Raw genomic sequence first — 17,888 nt, forward strand, 5'->3', positions numbered from 1 at the left:
GGCTGGGTGCTACCTGCTTTCCGGGGCGGGGGTGGGCGTGGCGGTGGACTCGGCGGGCGCGGGGGTGGTGAGGGGGTGCTCGGCGAGGTAGGCGGCGTAGTCGCCGTATTCACCAGCGTGGAGGCGAGCAGTGAAGTCGGCGTGGGCGCGAGTCATTTCGGCCTCGCGGTTGGGCTTGACCCAGCCCTCGGGGATGACGGGCGTGGGGTCGCCTGCGCGGGCGGCTTTGGCCCAGGCCTTGACGAAGGCGGTCTCTTCCTCAGTTTGCCGGATGCCAGCACTGTGAGTCTCTGCGCCAACTCGGTGACCATCTGGAGTGAAGAACATTCCCCACTCGTATTTGCGAAGTGTGTCGAATTGGGACTGGTAAAGCGCGCATAGCTGACTCGCGGTCAGCCCTAGCATGATCGCCGCGATAGCGTCCATTTCAACCAGAGCCATACGGCGGTCATAATCAGTTCGGAGAGGGGTGCTTTCCGACCACTCCTCAAGGACGGAACCAATAGGAACTTTCATGCCGAAGGGGGTGCTCCAACGATCTGATTGCCAAGTTGATTCGAATGTCTCTTCCCATAGGGGAGCGTACTCTTGAGTTATGCAATTTAGGCGGAGGTTCCGTAGCAATAGAGGGGCGGCTAGAGGGTGATCAAGAGGTGCAGGGAATTGTTCCAGCATCTCAGCCTGGATGTCATCCTTACCCGTCACTTTAACCATATAGTCAAGTGGGAGAGTCGACCACAAGCCACCCATGAGAGCAGTATCCCGATCTGACGCCAGGGCCAGTGAATAAACTCCGTGCACGTGCGTCACTCCAGGAGGAATTAGGCCCGACTGAAGAGTGCGCTCCGTTATGGAATCAACTCGTCGACGCCACGCGGCGCGAAAAAACTCAATCGCCCGCTTATCTCCCCAAAGCTTATGAGATGAAGAGAATTTGCCCGGCGAGCACACCCGAACATAGTTCACTCGCGGAACAAAATCGCTAGCGACTGTGGTGAAATCCAGCGAAGAGTAGTCTTTGTAGGATTTGCACCCGGGGTTTGGCTGTTGCGCGAAGGCGCTTCCCACGCCCAGGTGCGGACCCTGCAGAATCCCCTCCCTGAGATTCTCGGGAATTTGAGTTTCCTTCTTTATTACGTCGGCATCCACCATTTGCTTTTCATGCAACCCCCAGGTCCACCAGTAGCTCCTTCCCCTTAGCCGCTGGGGGAAGGCTGCAAGAACATTTGTGGCGGCGGCATCGCTAGCAGTCAATGGACGCAGCATACGAGCTTCGAGGGCGGGAGTGTTAGGGCCATCGACGAGGGACGCCCACTGGGCGAGCACTTGCGCATCGACCTTCACTACACGTTCACGGTGCGGACGAAGATCCCAACCTCCGGACTCAAACTGGCGCCCAGGGGTTGCGCCGCATCCAGCGTGATGTATCGAGTCGTCGCACGTCGAGGGGTGCAGCAAACCGGAGATGTTAATGAAGTCTACATCCCGCGAATTCCCATACACGTGAATTCCGTATTCGCGTGTATTCATAATTTCGAAAAGTTTCAATTCGTTACGGAATTGAAAGTGGCGGCGAAGTCGCGGGTATACGGCAGCTCGGAATTTCTTTCCGGCGACAGCGTTAAAGTGGGCTTCAGGATGAATGAGGCCAGCGATCCCTGCGGTGTCGGAATTCTTCCAAACCCGCTCCATGAAGTTCATGTAAAGATTGGTCTTGAGGCCTGCAAGTAGCGCATATTCGGTAGAGGAGCCGAGGATGGCTGTCAATCCTGCCCATCCAGCCAGGTCGTGCAAATACTCGCGAGCGGCATCGGTGTGGCCGAGTGCGGTTGCGCGCCTAGGGGCGGCTACTTCGGCGGGTGGCTTATCGGTTAGGCCGAACCATGCATCGTGCTCTGCGAGTGCAATATGATCATTCCAATCAGGCTTAACCCATGGAGGATTTCCTACCTGCAGGTTGAAACCGCCTCGCTCAAAAATGTGTGCGAACTCCAGCTCCCAGTGGAAGAATCCCTCCCGCCGCGAGACCGTGTCCACCTCACTCAGCCACAAAAAGCGTCCCATCACCAACGGCATGTCCACGCACTGGCTCATCAGCCGGTCGAACTCGTCGTCATCGGCCAGTCTTTCGAATTCGCCCGTGTCACCGAATAGCCCGAGTTTGTCGTCCAGCCCTGCCGCACCGCCATGCCTGCTGCTTGCCTTCGCCTTAGCGGGCGGGACACCAAGCACTGCCTCGCAGAACGCCAGCCACTCCTCCATGGTGGGAGGCGCCGGAGTGTCGGGCTGCCCCACCGGCCAGAACCACAAGGAGCACCAGGCGTCCATGACGAGTTTCAGCCGGCCACGCGGCGAGCCCGGCTCGTTCAGCGCGCTCTCGATCTGCTCACGCGTGACGTCTCCCGATGCCTTCTCCAGCGGCTGGTTGGGGCCGATTTCCCACACCTCGATCTGGCGCCGGACCTCCCGCTCACTCACGATCAAGCGGCGCCGGGTCAGCTCCCATAGGCGCTCGACCCGCGTTGCCAGTGCCAGCAGTCGCTTGCCTTGCGCTGCGGACGGCGTCGCCGTGACTGCGGTTCGCCACTTCGCCAGTGCGTCGCGCTCGTCCTTTGCCAGCTCCTTGGCCTGCTTGGCATCCGCGACAGCGCCCCAACCCTTAGCTGGGAGCAGGAAGTGGTGGATCTCCTTGCCCAACTGAAACTGGCCGTCCTCGGCCCCTGCCCGCAGCGGCCGGTCCGTCGGGATCGTCGTCAGCCATGCCTTTCGCTTCAGCGCCTCCGCCGCGTACACGGCCCGTCGTGCCCCGATCAACGAGTTGCCGCGACGCAGGTGCAGGCCGAACCAGGGAGCCTTCAGGCCCTCGTGCATCGAGTTGAGCCACAGTGAGACCTCGGCTAGCTCAACAGCGGTCTGGTTGAGGTCGACGCCGTAGCAGTTGTGCAATGCGATGTACGCCTTGACCTTCTGGAGCTCCGCCTCGTACCGGTCGGGAGGCAATTGCTCACCGCCAAGCTCCGCCATCCTGCGCTTCAGGTACTCCGCCGCCAGTTGGTTGATGGCCTCGTTGAGGAACGCGCCTGAGCCGAGGGCGGGCTCGCACACCTTCAGGTCGAGAATCGCCCGCGCGGGCGTCGTGACGCCGTCCTGGTCCAGCAGCTCCGCCAGCGCGTGCTTGACCGTGCTGCGGGTCAGTACCTCCGGCGTGTAGTACGACGCCGATCGCTGCCGCTCCCGACCGGACAGGCGGTAGACAAACGTACCCTTCTTGTGTTCGACCCGCTTGAAATCACCCGTCAGCTCGTCACGCCGCTTGACGAAGACTTCCTCGTCGTACTTGTCGGCGTCCTCGAAGGGCACGACCCAGGTGCCGCTGAGCCCGTCCGAGTCCGGCTTGGCGACCTCGTACAGGTCGTCCCAAGCGAAGAAGCCGGTATAGGACATCAGGCCCTCGTATACCGCACCGAGCTGGTTGATGCCGAGCTGCGCGTACGAGATGAAGCCCTTGCCGGTGCCGCCGCCGGCCTTGCCGCGCCCGCTGCGGCGCCCCTGGGTGAGCATCAGCAGGTTGAGCACCCGCCACAGCACCTTGTTCCGCAGCTTCGTCTCGATCCGCTCGCCCTCGACCAACACCGAGCCGATCAGCGGGGTCGCGTCGGCCTTGAACAGGTCGCTACGCAGGGCCTCGAAGCGCAGCCCGTCCGCGTCAAGGACGGACACTCCGTCCTCGGTCGGCGCCGCGTCCCTGCCCAGGGGGCGGTGTCCCTGGTCGACCAGCCGGAACAGCAGGTCCAGCGAAGCGGCGAAGTGCGTGCGGTCTTGAGCCTCCTCCGGAAGGTCGTAGGAGACCAGTTCACCGAGCCGGGCCAGGCCATAGCCGTCCTGGTAGGCGTCGTCCTTGCTCGGCAGGATGCCAAGTTCGGGCCGAGCCTCCGCGTAAAGGAGGAACAAGATCCGGTACAGGTACCGCAGCGACTCCCGGGTGAGCCGGCTCGCGAGGTCGGCGGGGTCACCCAGCTCCGCCGGATCGGCGCCACCCTCCTTGAGCCGGTCCAGGACCTCCTGGGCGATGAGCTCGACTGACTGCCGCAGCCCTTCCCGCAGCTCCTTCGAGACGCCCACCGCATGCTTGCGACCCTTGTCGACCAGGCCGTCCAGGTACCCGGCGACACCACCTTCCGTCAGCAGCGACTCCGCGCCGAACAGCGCGGCCACCGCCTCCAGTTCCTCGCCGTCCGCGCTGAGGTTGCGGTCCAGGGCCTCGTCCACGCCCACCGCGAGGAACCGGCCCTCGTGCCACGCCGTGCGGTCGGCGAGCAGTACCGCGCCGCCCGCGAGGAGAAGGACGTAGCGCGGGGCGTAGCCGTCCTCGCAGCCGAAGAGGAAGGTGACAGCGTTGGCCGCGCTGGTGATGAGCTGCTTGCCGTCGAGCTGGATCGGGTCGAGGAGTTGTGCGCCGCCGTCCTCGATGTCCGCGACGACGAGTTCGCCGTCCACCTGCCAGGTGACGTCCAGGGCGACGAGTTCCAGGCCGCCTGGGCCCGTGACGGCGAGCGCCACCGGCACCGACCGTTCCTTGTCGCCCTGCATCACACCGATGTCACCCCGGCGCAGTCGGGTGTGGGTGGAACCCGCGGGCTCTGGAGTGGCGGGCTCGGCGTCCTTGCCCTCGTCCTCCGGCTCGACATACGCAAGCGCCGCCAACAAGTGGTCGTTGAGCTCCCGTACCTCGGGGCCGTCGAAGGCCTTGTTCTCGGTGATGCGGACCTTGGCCTTGAAGTACGCGCGGCGCAGGCCCTTCACGCCCGACCGAGACGACTGAGCGCCCGCCCGGTCGGCGGAGGTCCAGCGCTTGCGCAACTCGGTGAGGTCCTTGGCGAACAGCTCGGCGAGGTAGTGGGCGGAGATGTACTCACCGCGGTTGGTGATCGCTTCGAATGCCACGGTGTCACGCACCCCTCTGCTGCTGAATCACGTCGCCGCCGGCGGTCGAGGCCGGCACCAGGACTCCGATCACCCGCACCATCGCCTCGCCCTGTGTGGCCAGCTGCTCGATGAGCTGCTCGACCTCCACCGCGGTCTTCTGCACGCGCGTCTCCTCATGCTTCCGCCGCATGCCGCTGAAGCTCAGTTGCTCGAACGTCGACAGGCTGGCCTTACGCCATGCCTCCAACCGCTGCTCATACTCTATGAGTTGCTCCACCAGCGGAGTTTCCTGCTCGTTGCGCAGCGCGCCGATGTGCTCGCGGCTCGCCTGTACCGCCGCCGGGACCAGTGCCTGGAGTGCAGTCCTATCGCCGGTGAAGGGCCGGTTGAGCATTCCCGGCTTGACCCCGGCCCGTTCGAGTACGCCCACCAGGTCGTCGTCGAAGGTGGGTGTGCCGCTCGCCAAGCCCGTCACGCATGTCCAGGCCAGGACCGTCGGGTGGCCCTTGGCGTTGGAGTACATGCCTTGGGTGAGGAACACCGGTTCGCCGACGTCCGCCGTGATGATCGGGGCGGTGTTGCGGGTGAGTCTGACGAGGACCTTGTCGGTGAGCCACTCCACCACCGGGTGCTGGTCCGTGAGGTAGCTGACATCGGGCCAGCCGGAGGTCTCGGTGCGCTCCTGCTTGGTGATCGCGCCCTTGGCACGGTTGCCGCTGCGCTCACGGGCCCGGTCCAGCCGGTCCTGGCCGAACTGCTTGTCAAAGGTGACCCGGAGCTGGTCCAGGACCTGCCGCTCGTCCAGGTACGACTTGGGGAGGACCAGCAGGCGGCGCTGGAGTTCCCGGTCCGGGGTAAAGACCATCATCTTGGGGTGGTCGTCGTCCCAGTGCTTGCCGATGCGCTGCTCCGGGTTGTCGTAGACCTCCTTCAGGGCCTCTTCGACGAACGCGCGGGTGGAGGCGAACAGTTGAGGCACTCGGTAGCTCGGTGCGTCGCCGTCCGGGGTGTGGTCGGCGAGGAACGCCTCGAAGGGGTCCAGCGGGACCGACGGAACGGCAGCGTCGAACGGTTCCTCGTTCGCCAGGAGCCGTTCCATGATGGCGTTCGTCTCGGCGTCCTCGTCACGCAAGCCCAGGATGGAGGCCGCCTCGCCGAGGGTGCGGTGGACCTCGTCCTCACGCTTGAGCAGGCGCCCGGACACTGCTCGGTCGGCCGAGGGGCGGTCGGGGTCCTCGTCGGCGGTGAGCAGCAACAGCGCGCGGATCTCCGGGCAGTGCTGCTGGCCGTAGCGGTCGATACGGCCGTTGCGCTGCTCGATGGTGATCAGCGACCAGGGCAGGTCGTAATGGATCATCTGGTGGCACTGGCGGTGCAGGTTGATGCCCTCGGCGGCGATGTCGCCGGTGAGCAGGACCCGTAGTTCGCTGCTCGCCAGGCCGAAGTCCTTGACGGTGCGCTGCTGCTCGTCGTCGGAGAGGCCGCCGTGGAGTTGGCGGACGGCGCCGCTTGCCTTTCCCCGGCTCGGTGCGAAGCCGAGGGCCGAGGGCAGGGTGTTCTGCAGTATCTGGAGAGTGGCGCGGCGCTCGGAGAAGATGACGACGCGGGTGTCGGAGCCGGGGCCGACCTTGATCTCGTCCTTGAGGACCTTCACCAGTTGCCGGAACTTGGCGGCGTCCTCGATGTCTATGGCCTCGGCGATGGTGCCGAGGTTGACCAGTGCGTCGCGTTCGGCCTGGCGTTCTTGTGGGTTGGTGCTCCGGTCGATGCTGTCGATCCGGTTGTCGACCGTTTCGACGAGCGCGGAGTGGGAGGAGAGGAAGGACTTCAGCAGGGTGTAGGGGAAGAGCCGGGCGCCCTTGTCGGAGACAGGGGCCTTGCGGCCGTCCTTCGGGTTGATCCAGACGTCGTACAGTTCGTCGAAGACCTGCTGCTCGGCCGGGGTCGCCGTGCAGTCGATGGCGACCGGCGGCTTGCGTGTGGCCCACATGTGGCCGATCTCGGCCGAGACGTCGGGCGACATCTTGTGGCGTCGGATGTAGAGGTGCTGGAGCTGCGTCTCGTCGTAGTCGCTGGTGTTGGGGATGGCCGTCGGGTCGAGCAGGCTCAGCAGCTCGCCGAAGGACTCCCGCTGGCCGCTGTGCGGTGTGGCGCTGGCCAGGATCAGGGCGTCGGTCTTCGGCGCGAGGAGCTGCGCGAGGCGGTTGTTCTTCGTCCCAGTGTTGATGAGCTTGTGCGACTCGTCGATGACGACGGCGTCCCAGGTGACCTGCATGAGATGGCTGCGCCAGCGGTCGGAGCGCAGGGTGTCGATGGAGATGATCGCGCGCTTGTAGTAGGAGAAGGGGTTGCGGCCGGCGGGGATGTCGTTCTTGATCCGCTCGATGCCGGCCGAGTCCAGCCGCACCACCGGGATCGCGAAGCGCGTCCACAGCTCGTGCTGGAACTGTTCCAGGATGTTCTTCGGCGTCACCACGAGTATGCGCTCGCCGCGTCCGCGCCTGATCAGTTCGGACAGCAGCAGCCCGACCTCAAGGGTCTTGCCGAGGCCGACCGCGTCCGCGATCAGCAGTCGGGGGCGCAGGGCGCGCAGTGCGGCCTTGGCGGGTTCGCGCTGGTAGGCGAGGTCGTCGACGAGGTGGGTGCCCACGGTGGCGAGGCGCTGCTCGGAGAGGGGCAGCGGGGTCTTGCGGATCAGCGCGTCGATGAACAGGCGGGAACGGCGGCACTCGGGGGAGTCGTCGGGAACGAGCTCGGTGTCCTCGGGGCGCAGCGGGGTCACCTGGTCGAGGCCTTCGTGCGCGAAGAAGACGGCCCGCTGGCCGCGGACCAGGGGCGAGATGCCGCGTACGTCCAGGCGGGTGCCGTCGTTGGCGGTCTCGGCGGCCTCCACGACCAGCCAGTCCTCGTCGCGGGCGCGGACCTGCATCCCGGCGGCGAACCGGACGCTGCCGGACGCATCGCCCGGGACGTTGCCTGACGCACTGTCGGCGACGGTGGTCATCGGCGGGTCTCCTTCGATTGCTGCTCTGCCGCTGTGCCGTTCAGGCACTGTGCGTTCGTGGTTTGTGCGTGGGTTTGACTAGGTCAGCCGCCGTAGTCGCTGCGACGGTCCTCGATACGGCTGCGCCATCGTGCGGCCCAGCGGTCCGGCATGGCGTCCGGCTGGGGCCCGGGATCGAGCGGCTGCGCGGGCCTGGGGAACGGCGCGGCCTCGGGTACCGGCTCGGGGGCGATGTCCGGAACTCCGTCCGGCTGGTCGTCCGCCGCGGCATCGGGATCCGGTACGGCATCCGGTGCCTCGACCGGTGTGGCCTGCCGCTCCAGCACCGCCGCGAGGAACGCCTCCGGCAGCGGCGGGTACGCCTGCGCATCCGTCGGCACGCCGAAGTCGAGCAGGCGTCCCATCGCCTCCTCCAGCACGTTCTGTGCCGTCGGCCGGTCCTCGGCGTCGAAGGCCAGCGTGTGGGTGACCAGGTCGAGCAGTGCGGGCGGGAGGCCGGTCAGGTCGGGCTGGATGTCCAGCGTCCGCTGTGCCGGCATCTGTGCGTAGAAGGGGACGTGGCCGGTCGCCGCGTGTGCCAGCGTCGCGCCGAGGCTGTAGACGTCCGACGCCTCGCTGGCCTTCCGGGAGTCCGCCGCCTGTTCCGGGGCCATGTAGGAGAGGGTGCCGAGGGCCGCGCTCGCCGTGGTCAGGCCGGTGCCGCCGCTGACGTGGGAGATGCCGAAGTCTATGACCCGGACGCCGTCCGTGGCGACCAGGACGTTGCCGGGCTTGAGGTCCCGGTGCAGTAAACGCACCGAGTGGATGTGCATCAGGGCGTCAGCGAGACCCGCTGCCAGCCACCACGCACCCAGCTCGCTGACCGGGCCGTGCTGCTCCACCAGCTCCAGCAGTGAGGGCGCGTTGATGTACTGGGTCGCGATCCACGGCGTCGCCGCTCGCGGGTCGGCGTCTACCAGAGCGGCGGTGTGGAAGCCGCCGACGCGGCGGATCGCCTCCAGTTCCAGCGCGAAGCGCTTGCGGAAGTACTCGTCCTCCGCGAGCTGCGGTCTGACGACCTTCACCGCGACCGGGCGGGTCGAACGGTAGCCCAGGTATACGACACCCATCGCGCCCTGCCCCAGTCGGCCGACCAGTCGGAAGTTCCCGACCGTCGTCGGGTCGCCCGCTCTGAGCGGCTGCAGCACCTTTGCCCCCGTACTGTCCTGACCTGGCTGGACGAGAGCGAGGTTATCAGCGGGTCGGTTCACTGATCCTCCGCCTCCTGGGACTCGCTCTTCCCCGAAGAGGCACTGGTGGCCGACGGCGGTAGCAGGGCACCGTTGGTCAGCCCGTCGTACGCGAGTGCGCCGACCCGGTCGCCGACGGCGGCGGCGTCGCGCAGCAGTTCCTCGAAGGCGGCCAGACGCCGGAAGGCCTCGCCGTACTCCCGCTGGCGCCCGATGTCCATCTGCGGAACCTGTGCGCCCGAGGCGTTCAGGCGGAGGGTGCCACTGGCGGTGGTGCTGCGGCGGGTGTTGGCCGCGCTACGCAGGAAACCGCGCAGGTAGTCGGTGTCGAGCTGGTCGGTCCGGGAGGTCGGCTCGGTGCCGTCCAGGTCGACCAGACCGCTCCGGACGAGGTCACCGAGTCCCATCGGCGCGGCCTCGATGCGGCCGGGGCCGGCGGGGAGCACGGGGAGCAGGTCGAGCAGGCCCCGGGCGAGGCTCTGGACGCGGTCGCGCAGCGCGGCGTACTCGACGGGGTAGTCGCCGTGGTGCGGGGTGACGTAGCGGCTGGGGCTCAGGTCGACGTCGTCGTCCAGGATGTCGACGGGCGGAACGTCCGCGATCTGCTCCGGCGTCGGTGCGCGGTCCTTCATGCCGATGCCAATGCCGATGCCGTCCGGGTCGGCGGTGCTGAGGTCGATCATGCGGATGTGTGTCAGGGCGGGATCGCCCTGGGCCGGTCGCCTCAGGATCCACAGGTGCACGGGGAGTGAGTGGCTGGACATCAGACCGGGCGGGAGTGCCACGACGGAGGCCAGCAGTCCTCGGCGGACCAGTTCGGCCCGGATCCGGCGACCGGCCTTGCGGTAGGCGACGGACGAGGGCAGCACCAGCAGCGCCCGGCCGCCGGGGGCGGTGTGGGCGTAGCAGTGCTGGACCCAGGCGAGTTCGCTCTCCGAGCGCGGGGGTACGCCCAGCTCCCAGCGGGGATCGAGCAGCAGGTCGTCCCGCCCCCAGTCGGCCACGCCCGCTGGGGGATCGCAGACGACCAGATCGGCACGCAGGTCGGGGAAGGCGTCCTTGCGCAGCGAGTCTCCACAGGCCAGCGTGGCGGTCCTGCCGTCGAGTCGGGCGCGGAACTCGGCGATGGCGACGGTCGCCGGATTGAGTTCCTGGCCGTACCGGTGGGCACCCGGGACGGCAGTGAGTAACAGCGTCCCAATGCCGCACGCCGGGTCGTAGACTGTGCCGATGGCGCGGTCGGATGCTCCGGTTGCATCGTCGGCCGACCTTGTGAACGCCGAGACGATCCGCTCCAGGGCGAGGGTGGTCATCGGGTCACCGCCGCTGCGGGTGGTGGAGGCTATACAGCGCTCCACAAGGTCGACGTAGAGGGCTTGTGCGCCACGCTCTGCGGACAAGGTGGTGAGGGCAGTCGCGGCGGGCTCGGCAAGCGGCTGCTCGACGGCGGTTCCGAGCAACCGCGCGCCGACCGCGCCAAGGGCGGTGAGCAGGTCGTCGCCGTACTGAGCGCGCAGTGCGTGCCACAGGTCGACCTCAGCGGAGGTCGACCGGCCCTTGCCCTGTCGGTCCAGCCACTGCTGGACTTCCTTGAGCGCGAACAGGGGGCTGGTCGCGGTGCCGGCGGCGGGGCGCGGGAAGTCGGGGTGACGGCGGCGCCAATTGGAGACGGCGGCACGGGTCACCCCGGCGAGGCGGGCGATCTCGGCAGCCGTGACGACCGCCGCGGGGGCGAATTCGTCGGCGGCCATGACGGGACCGTACACACCTCAAATGGTATAGGCAAGACGCCTGCGTTAACGCCGCTAACAGTGCGGTGACATTCCTGCCCATTTCGGCGGAGCGAACGGTTCATAGGCATCGACCTCGCCCAGGCCCAGGGCGGAGCCCGCACCAAGCCCAATGAAACAGGCGTGGCCGCCATCGACGCGCACGGCGTCGTGATCGAATGCGGCTGGACTCGTGGCCTCGAGGAGACGATGTCATGGCTGGCCAGCACAGCCGTCGACGGATCCCCCCTGGCATTCGTCGACGCACCGCTGATCGTCGACAACCCGGCCGGCCAGCGGCCCTGCGAGCGGGAGGTCGGCTGGCGGTACGGCCGTTGGAAGGTGAGCGCGAACAGTACCAACCAGAGCTCTCCCCGACAGGCCGGAGTGCTGCTGCGGGAACGGCTGAAGGAGGCGGGCTGGTCCTACGACGACGGCTGGGGCGGGCCGCCGACCGGCGGTCTTGTCTTCTCCGAGTGCTATCCGTACACGACCCTGGTCGGAGCCGCCGAGCTGGGCTACGACCGGGAACGCCCCCCGTACAAGCGCCGACCGGCACGAGTTCCGACGGCACAGTGGCGAGCGGTCCGGGCGGCGGAGTGCGACGGGCTGATCGGGCACATGGCGGGCCTGGCCACCGCCGATCCGCCCCTCCTGCTCTCCTCTCATCCGGTCTCCCGTCAACTGCGCTCCGAGCCCTCACCTCAGAAGGCAGCTGACTACAAGCATCGGGAGGACCTCATCGATGCGCTGCTCTGTGCGTGGACGGCCGCGCTGTGGTCCCGGCACGGACTGGCGCGCTGCCAAGTGCTCGGAGCGGACAGCTCCCTGCCTCCGGGACAGGCTCCCACCATCATCGCGCCTGCCCGCCTTGAGCAGCGGCGTGACGGTGAGACGAGGTCGATCGAGGGAAACCAGCCGCTCGACGGTCCGTCGCCGGTGGTGTCACGGCGCTGATCGCCTGCTTTCCCCATCACGTGTCGAGTGTGAACAGGCGACTGACCAACTCCGGGTAGATGAGACCTGCTTCGGCGAGAATCTTCCTGAGAGCTTCCGGCGGCCCCTTCTGCAGCGGGGCTGGGGAACCGACGCGGCCGGGTACCGCGGAAAGGTCGCCGCCGCTGAACCGTGATTCCGGTGTGGCAGGGGGGCGTACCTGGTAGGTGAACCAGACGCGTGCCGGGGGATTCAGCAGGACCAGGTAGGGGTCCGCCCATGCCATGAAGGCCCAGCGGTTCTTGCTGCGGGCTCGCACGAGCACGCCGTCGGCGTGGTGCCGCCCGAGTCGCTCGGCGGCCTTGGCCACGACCGGAAGCGGATTGCCGAAGGAACCCGTGATCTCCCAGAGCCCGTCCTCGCACACGACCGACCAGCCGGCCGCCGTGAGCCCCTCGATCGCCTCCGCGTAGGGGTCGTCCGCCTGCGCCAGAGCGATGAGTCTGTCCACCTCGCTCCAGGGCGCGACGCGGGCGAGCGCCCGCTCCGGCGGGATCATCAGGTCCTCCGCCTCGGCGGGCTCGGCACGCGCGATCATCACCTTGCCGCCGTGCCAGGCGCGGGCCGCGAGTACGTCGTGCTCGCCGCCGCCGGTGAAGGTGGCGTCCTGGACGAGCAGTGTCATCACCACGGCCGCCACCGCGTCCAGCCGTCGCCGGATCTCGGGCGGCGCATCGTGGTCCGCCTCGCCCGCCAGGTCTTCGGAACGGAGTGCTTCGAGGAGGCGGCTGAGTCCGTCGCGCCAGCTCTGGTCCTGCTCGTCCCAGACTCCGGCGGCCAGGAGCTGGACGTACAGGTTGGCCACGAGCAGCCGGAGCGGAACCGGTGCCGCGGCCGAACCGTCAGGGCCTGTGAGCGCTGCGCCCCAGCGCTGGGCCCAGGCGCGACAACGGGCACGCTGCTCTGGCGCGACATACGGGGCGAGCGGCTCGCTCATGATGGGGAGGTCCGCCTCCTCCGTCTCGTCCTCGTGCTCTTCGTCGTCCTCCTCCCGCACGCCAAGGGTGACCGCCGACACGATCCACCGCGACGAGGGTGCCTGCGGCAGGTCGAGCGGCGAGGTGCCAAACGCCAGATCCGTCAACGGCGCCCCGATCATCCGGCGGCAGTCGGTGAGGTAGGCGTCCCAGCGGTCGACGCCGCTCGATGTCACCGAGCCCGTTGTCGTGTCTCCCGCCGGGCTCACCCGGGGAGCGGACGTTCCGGCGGTGAGTTCGCGCAGGCGCAGCAGATCGGTTTCGAAACGGCGTGCGGCACGCTCGTCGGCGAACAGGGTCTGCGCCGTGTAGTCGTATCTCAGCCGGGGACCGCTGTCGGCGCTGTGGCGCCGTGCGCAGTGCACGGGGCTGTACACGAAGACGACGGCGGATTCGGCGGTGGTGCCGTCAGGACGGGCGTACGTGGCGCGAACCGCCGCACCAGGAACCTCGGGCAGCGGGAAGGAGCAGGCCGCCGCCCCCGCCGGAATGGTTCCGGTCCGTGTCCAGGAACCCGGTGAACCGTCCGGAGACGTGCTGATCACCACGGGCAGGGGCTGGGGGTGCGCCAGAGAGACGTGCAGGCCTTCACTGTCTGTCTTCGCGCCCAGCAGGACGAGCGTGTGACCGGTGGACTGGAAGGGCCGGATGGTGCGGCCCGTCAGGCTCGCGAGTGAGGCGATGCGCCCCTGTTCGGGAAGCAGCGGCGCGATGTCGGCGGCGAGTACGGCGAGCTCGCAGTTGCCGCCGTCCTGGGTGCTGGTGCACAGCGCGGCGCGGGTGAGATTCGGGCTCCCGGTGAGAGCGTATCGGCGGCCGCCAGCCTGCCACTCGATGATTTTGCCGTGCCGCATCCGAGTCTCCTCGAGAAAACGGATCTGCGCGTCGAAGCCGCCGAGTGCCCTCTTGATCGCTCCGGCGTCGTAGCTGGACCAGCGAGGCTGGAGCCCGAGGATAGTGCGGCGGGGTGTCAGACGGCCGAGCAGTCCGCTGAGGGCATGACCAGCCTCGTCGACGAACGGGGCGTACGCGTGCAGTTCGTCGACAGGACCGAGCGGCAGTTGGTCCAGCAGACTCTCCTGGAGGTTGTGCAGAAGCCGGGCACCGGTTTCCGGTCCGGCCGGGGCGTTGACATGCCGTTCGGTCAGAAGGGCAGCCAGTTCGATCAGATGACTCGCCGACCAAGGGGCCAGTTCCACGGCGGAGGGCAGTGCCTCCAGCCAGTGGGCGAGGTCGGCCAGGAGCGCGTGGGAGTCGTCGTCCTCGGTTTCCACCACCGTCCACAGTTCGTCGTTGGCACCCCAGCCGGACAGCGTCGGGTTCCCCGAACCCACTGCGAGCCGGCAGGCGTGTTCTCCGACCAGAAGGACGACCTTGGGGTGGAACGCACGCTGGCAGGAGGCCAGGCCGTGCAGATAACTGCGGCCGGCCATGCGCACATCAACCGGTTCGTACAGCCCTTGGGCCGCATCACCGATCACCGCGGTGCGGGCACCCAGACCACGGGCGACGGGTATGGCGACCTTCTCAAGGAAGGGAAGATCGACTGTGAAACCGAGGAAGAGTGCTTCGTGCAGCGCCTGCTGATCGCTGCGTTCGCTCCACTCTCTCAGCAGCGTGACGGGGGATGCGAACCGGGTGTGGTGTGCCGCGTTCATGGGCTTGTCTCCAGGACTCGCCGTCCCTCCGCCGTGACGGTGTGGCAGTTGTCGCGGACGGCGAAAAGCCCCAGCTGCGCCGCCAAAGAGCCCAGTTGGGGGATGCGGGTGCCGATGTCGGAGTCTCCTTCGTCACCGGTCTTGAAATAACGCTCGTTGCGAAGGTGCAGACGGGAGAAGATCTTCAGCCCGCCGGTCGCGGGGTCGGTGCGCAGCTTCGCGAGGGCGACCCTGCGGGACTGAGCGAGCATGTCGTCCACCAGCCGGGCGGCCAGGTCGCGGACCGGCCGGTCGGCGTAGTCGTCGATGAGGCCTTCGACCCACGTCGGGTCGAGGAACTCGGCCCAGCGCCGCTGACGGCCCAGGAAGACGGCCCGTACGTCGTCCGGCAGATGACCCTCTCGGGAGCGCAGCCCTCCCACCATCAGGAGCAGCACATTGGTCATCGGGGCATTGGCACCCTGCGTCAGGAGTTGCCGTTCGACCGGCAACAACTGACCCGCCGCGTTTTTGAGGGGAGGCAGGTCGTCCAGGGCGCGCCGTACATTCGCATCCGGGGCCTGTTGCGCCAGCCAGTCGCGCAGTTCCTCGGCGGAGCGGTCGGCCTCGCCGTCCTTGGAGCCGACACCGGCCACCAATGCCGCCCACAGCCGACGCCAGGCGCCGACGGAGTAATGGCGCAGCATCACTCCCCGCCAACCGGCCGTCTCGGGAATCGCCGCCAGAACGGGATCCGTTGTCGCCTCGCCACCGAAGGCCACCGCGGAGCGCAGCGTCTCCTGGTACCCGTCGCCCTCATGACCGTGGAGATCGATCGCCCGGCCGAGGATACGGAGGGTCGCACGCCGAGTGTGGTCGGACGCCTTCCAGTCCCCCTGAACGTGGGTTCCTCCACCGTGAGTTGCGGCCAGCACGTCCGTCAGCCATTCCTGCTCGGCCGGACTCGGGACGCCAAGAGCCGCCTGCTCCGCTGTCTCCAGGTCGGTGAAGCGCACGACGTCCCGCGCCGCGAGAGACAGCAGAGGGGCGAAGAGATCCTTGACCGCGGGAGGGCACGGGTGCCGGCCGGGTCTGAGCACTCCGTCCCGGACGTCCACGGTGCCGAGCACCGTGGCGGGTCCGCCGTACTGGTCCCAAAAGCCCCAGCGGCGGGGTGAGTACGACTGGCTCAGCTGCTCCTCGTCGGCGGCTCGCGCGAGTTCCAGTTCCTCTGTGCAGAAACGCCGCACCCGATCGATCCCGTGGGCCAGCCACGCCGGATCTGCCTCCCTGTGGTGCTGGAGCGCCGCCAGCAGGACCTCGCTGCGGCGGACAGCCCGGCGGCACGCGGTGATGTCCCATGCGTTCCGTTCCGCGTGCGCCGCGATCGCTGCATACAGCGAGTGGTAACGGATGTAGCGGGTCACCGTGGACACTCCAGGAACCAACCGGTCCACCGCCCGCATCACCGGGCCCTCCACCGCCAGGGGATAGCGCCCGGACCGCACGCCCAATCCCTCGAGTGCCCATGCCGGCCCACGGACATCCGCTGTCACTTGCCACCCCTTGTTGGCTGCCGGAGCGTTGCATCGGCAGAAACTACGTGATCCTGCTTCAGGGTAGGTGCTGATTTCGGACGAGAGGCCAGTACGGTCGACTGGATTATGCAAGGTGCCAGGACACGCCCGATCCATCCTCAAGGCCGTCCACGACTGGACTTTCGGCAACGCCGGGGGGCGCTGGCGCAGGCGCCCGGTACCAACCCCCTGGGGCGGCGCCGACAGACAGCGCATCAACGGACTCCCCCTGTTCTCCACACCAGGGCGGCTGCGAGTTCCCAGAGCACTTGAGGTGTGGCCGAGTTGGTGCGGCACCATCGGGACGGCACTGGTCCTACTCCGGAGTGCGCCGCCTACTGTCACCGATCTGGGCCCTGGACCGCCAGGTCAGACGCCAAGGAACTGCGCCTCGAATTGACATCGAGGCATGCCTCAGACGCCGGTAACCGGGGTCAGAAGGCTCGCAGCCTCTCGATGTGATGTCTCTGTTGTTTTTCGTCCTGTTCAGTGTGCACACTGACAAGCACTCTTTGACCGTCCGGCTTGTAGTAGATGCGGCCAAGTCGCTCGCTTCCCGCGATGCCCGTCGCCAATTCCGTCACCTCAAACCAGCCACGCATTCCCGAAAGGTCCTTCCCGACAGGGCGCCCAGAGTCGATTTCAGCAAGTGCTTTCATCGTGGACGCTGGCGAGTCGAGGTTGGCGATCACATCGACTGCATCGAGAACGAACTCAAGGCGGCTGAACGCCCGAGGCAGGAAGTCAATGACGCCCCCGCGCCGAGGCCGTTGCGCGGTCGCGGCGCGAAGTGGTTCGGTCTCTAGGCCCTCAAGTTCCGACACTCTCCCAAGGAGTGCGTCTACCTGCACCGCCAAGTTGTCAGCGCGTGCTCCGCTTTCTGCCGCTTCCGAGTCGGCCGCTCGCACACGCTCCAGCAGCAAGGAGTTCTCGGCAAGAGCGAGTTCTCGAAGTTCCTCGGCGTCAGCGAGGTTCTCCACCAGTTCCGCCGTGTCAGCCATGCCTCCCAGGCCTTGTCGAAGCACGGCGAGTTGCTCTTGCAGATCTGAATGACGGCGTTCTGCGAGGGCAACGGATTCTCGATATCGATGCTCGCTCGCTTCTGCGTTCGCAAGATCGTGACGGAGCTGCGCGACCTCACCTTCAGCCGCCTCGCCCTTGCGTGTCGCGACGTACAGTTGGTTGTGCAGCCCCTCGATCCGAGACTCGGCATCAGCAAGGCGAGCTGTGGTCGGATTTGTGACTGGCACCGTCGGCGCGAGAGACGACGGCGGTGCGATGACATCCCCGACGAGCGCTAGTGCTTCGGCCTGGCTGCCTTTGAACCGAAGGCGCACGAACCAGTCGTAGAAGTTGCCGTCATCTGCTGGACGATGGCTGACGTCCCAGCGCTGGATGCCGAGACCCGCGTCCTCAAGCGCTGACACCAAGCTGCTGGCAACGTGCTCCGACGCGTTGAAGACGACGGTGTGCCCGTACTGGTTGGATTCAAGGTGCCACTCGACGTCGAAACCGCTGGTCTTCTCCAGCGGTTTACCGGTAATTGGAGCGTACGGAACCTCTGCTCCGATAAACAGGAACCGATCGCAGTCCGCGAGTTCCCAGCTCGTTCCGTCCAAGTCGATGAGATCACCCTGCCGGAGTGGGTAGACGGAGCCCGCATACGCGACGCCCGCGTATCCATCGGGAGTCAGACGAATCGGACGGCGGACTCCAGACTCGACTTCCGTTCCGTGGTCAAGCACTCGCACCAGTGCGTTGGCGCTCGCCATG

8 protein-coding genes are annotated in these 17,888 nt (G+C 67.1%); 1 reads left to right on the forward strand and 7 read right to left on the reverse strand.

Annotated features, from left to right (window positions below; genetic code table 11):
- Positions 1-9: 9 nt before the first annotated feature.
- From ACIPPM_RS02935 to ACIPPM_RS02950, 4 genes are all read right to left on the reverse strand, one after another.
- Positions 10-4,944 (reverse strand): type II restriction endonuclease subunit M, encoded by a 4,935-nt coding sequence (locus ACIPPM_RS02935; protein WP_401442249.1) that lies wholly within the window; start codon positions 4,942-4,944, stop codon positions 10-12.
- A 4-nt stretch (positions 4,945-4,948) separates the two neighbouring features.
- Positions 4,949-7,930, reverse strand: coding sequence for a DEAD/DEAH box helicase (locus ACIPPM_RS02940; protein ID WP_401442250.1), 2,982 nt, complete (start codon positions 7,928-7,930; stop codon positions 4,949-4,951).
- A gap of 83 nt (positions 7,931-8,013) precedes the next feature.
- A complete protein-coding gene (locus tag ACIPPM_RS02945; protein ID WP_401442251.1) occupies positions 8,014-9,117 on the reverse strand; it encodes a protein kinase in 1,104 nt (367 codons plus the stop codon).
- Positions 9,118-9,176: 59 nt separating this feature from the next.
- The gene (locus tag ACIPPM_RS02950; RefSeq protein WP_401442252.1) at positions 9,177-10,910 is read right to left on the reverse strand and encodes an N-6 DNA methylase; all 1,734 of its coding nucleotides are present in this window, start codon (positions 10,908-10,910) and stop codon (positions 9,177-9,179) included.
- A gap of 108 nt (positions 10,911-11,018) precedes the next feature.
- Here ACIPPM_RS02950 and ACIPPM_RS02955 point away from each other — a divergent pair, with 108 nt between their 5' ends.
- Positions 11,019-11,885 carry a DUF429 domain-containing protein gene (locus tag ACIPPM_RS02955; protein WP_401444156.1) on the forward strand — a complete coding sequence of 289 codons (867 nt, stop codon included), beginning with the start codon at positions 11,019-11,021 and terminating at the stop codon, positions 11,883-11,885.
- A 16-nt stretch (positions 11,886-11,901) separates the two neighbouring features.
- On the opposite strand, the gene ACIPPM_RS02960 is transcribed toward ACIPPM_RS02955, so the two are convergent.
- From ACIPPM_RS02960 to ACIPPM_RS02970, 3 genes are all read right to left on the reverse strand, one after another.
- Positions 11,902-14,559 (reverse strand): hypothetical protein, encoded by a 2,658-nt coding sequence (locus tag ACIPPM_RS02960; RefSeq protein WP_401442254.1) that lies wholly within the window; start codon positions 14,557-14,559, stop codon positions 11,902-11,904.
- On the reverse strand, positions 14,556-15,965 hold the full coding sequence (locus ACIPPM_RS02965) for a hypothetical protein (protein ID WP_401442256.1): 1,410 nt from the start codon (positions 15,963-15,965) through the stop codon (positions 14,556-14,558). The genes ACIPPM_RS02960 and ACIPPM_RS02965 overlap by 4 nt, the downstream gene beginning before the upstream one ends.
- A 584-nt stretch (positions 15,966-16,549) precedes the next feature.
- Entirely contained in the window at positions 16,550-17,887 is a 1,338-nt protein-coding gene (locus tag ACIPPM_RS02970) for a hypothetical protein (protein WP_401442258.1), read from the reverse strand.
- Position 17,888 lies beyond the last annotated feature (1 nt).

Origin of the sequence: Streptomyces sp. NPDC090119 (assembly GCF_044747085.1) — a bacterium.
GTDB lineage: Bacteria > Actinomycetota > Actinomycetes > Streptomycetales > Streptomycetaceae > Streptomyces.

Excerpts from the sequence above, each read along its gene's own strand:
- ACIPPM_RS02950 (WP_401442252.1), bottom strand. The coding sequence starts at position 10,910 with ATGGCCGCCGACGAATTCGCCCCCGCGGCGGTCGTCACGGCTGCCGAG.
- ACIPPM_RS02960 (WP_401442254.1), bottom strand. The coding sequence starts at position 14,559 with ATGAACGCGGCACACCACACCCGGTTCGCATCCCCCGTCACGCTGCTG.
- ACIPPM_RS02970 (WP_401442258.1), bottom strand. The coding sequence starts at position 17,887 with ATGGCGAGCGCCAACGCACTGGTGCGAGTGCTTGACCACGGAACGGAA.
- ACIPPM_RS02940 (WP_401442250.1), bottom strand. The coding sequence starts at position 7,930 with ATGACCACCGTCGCCGACAGTGCGTCAGGCAACGTCCCGGGCGATGCG.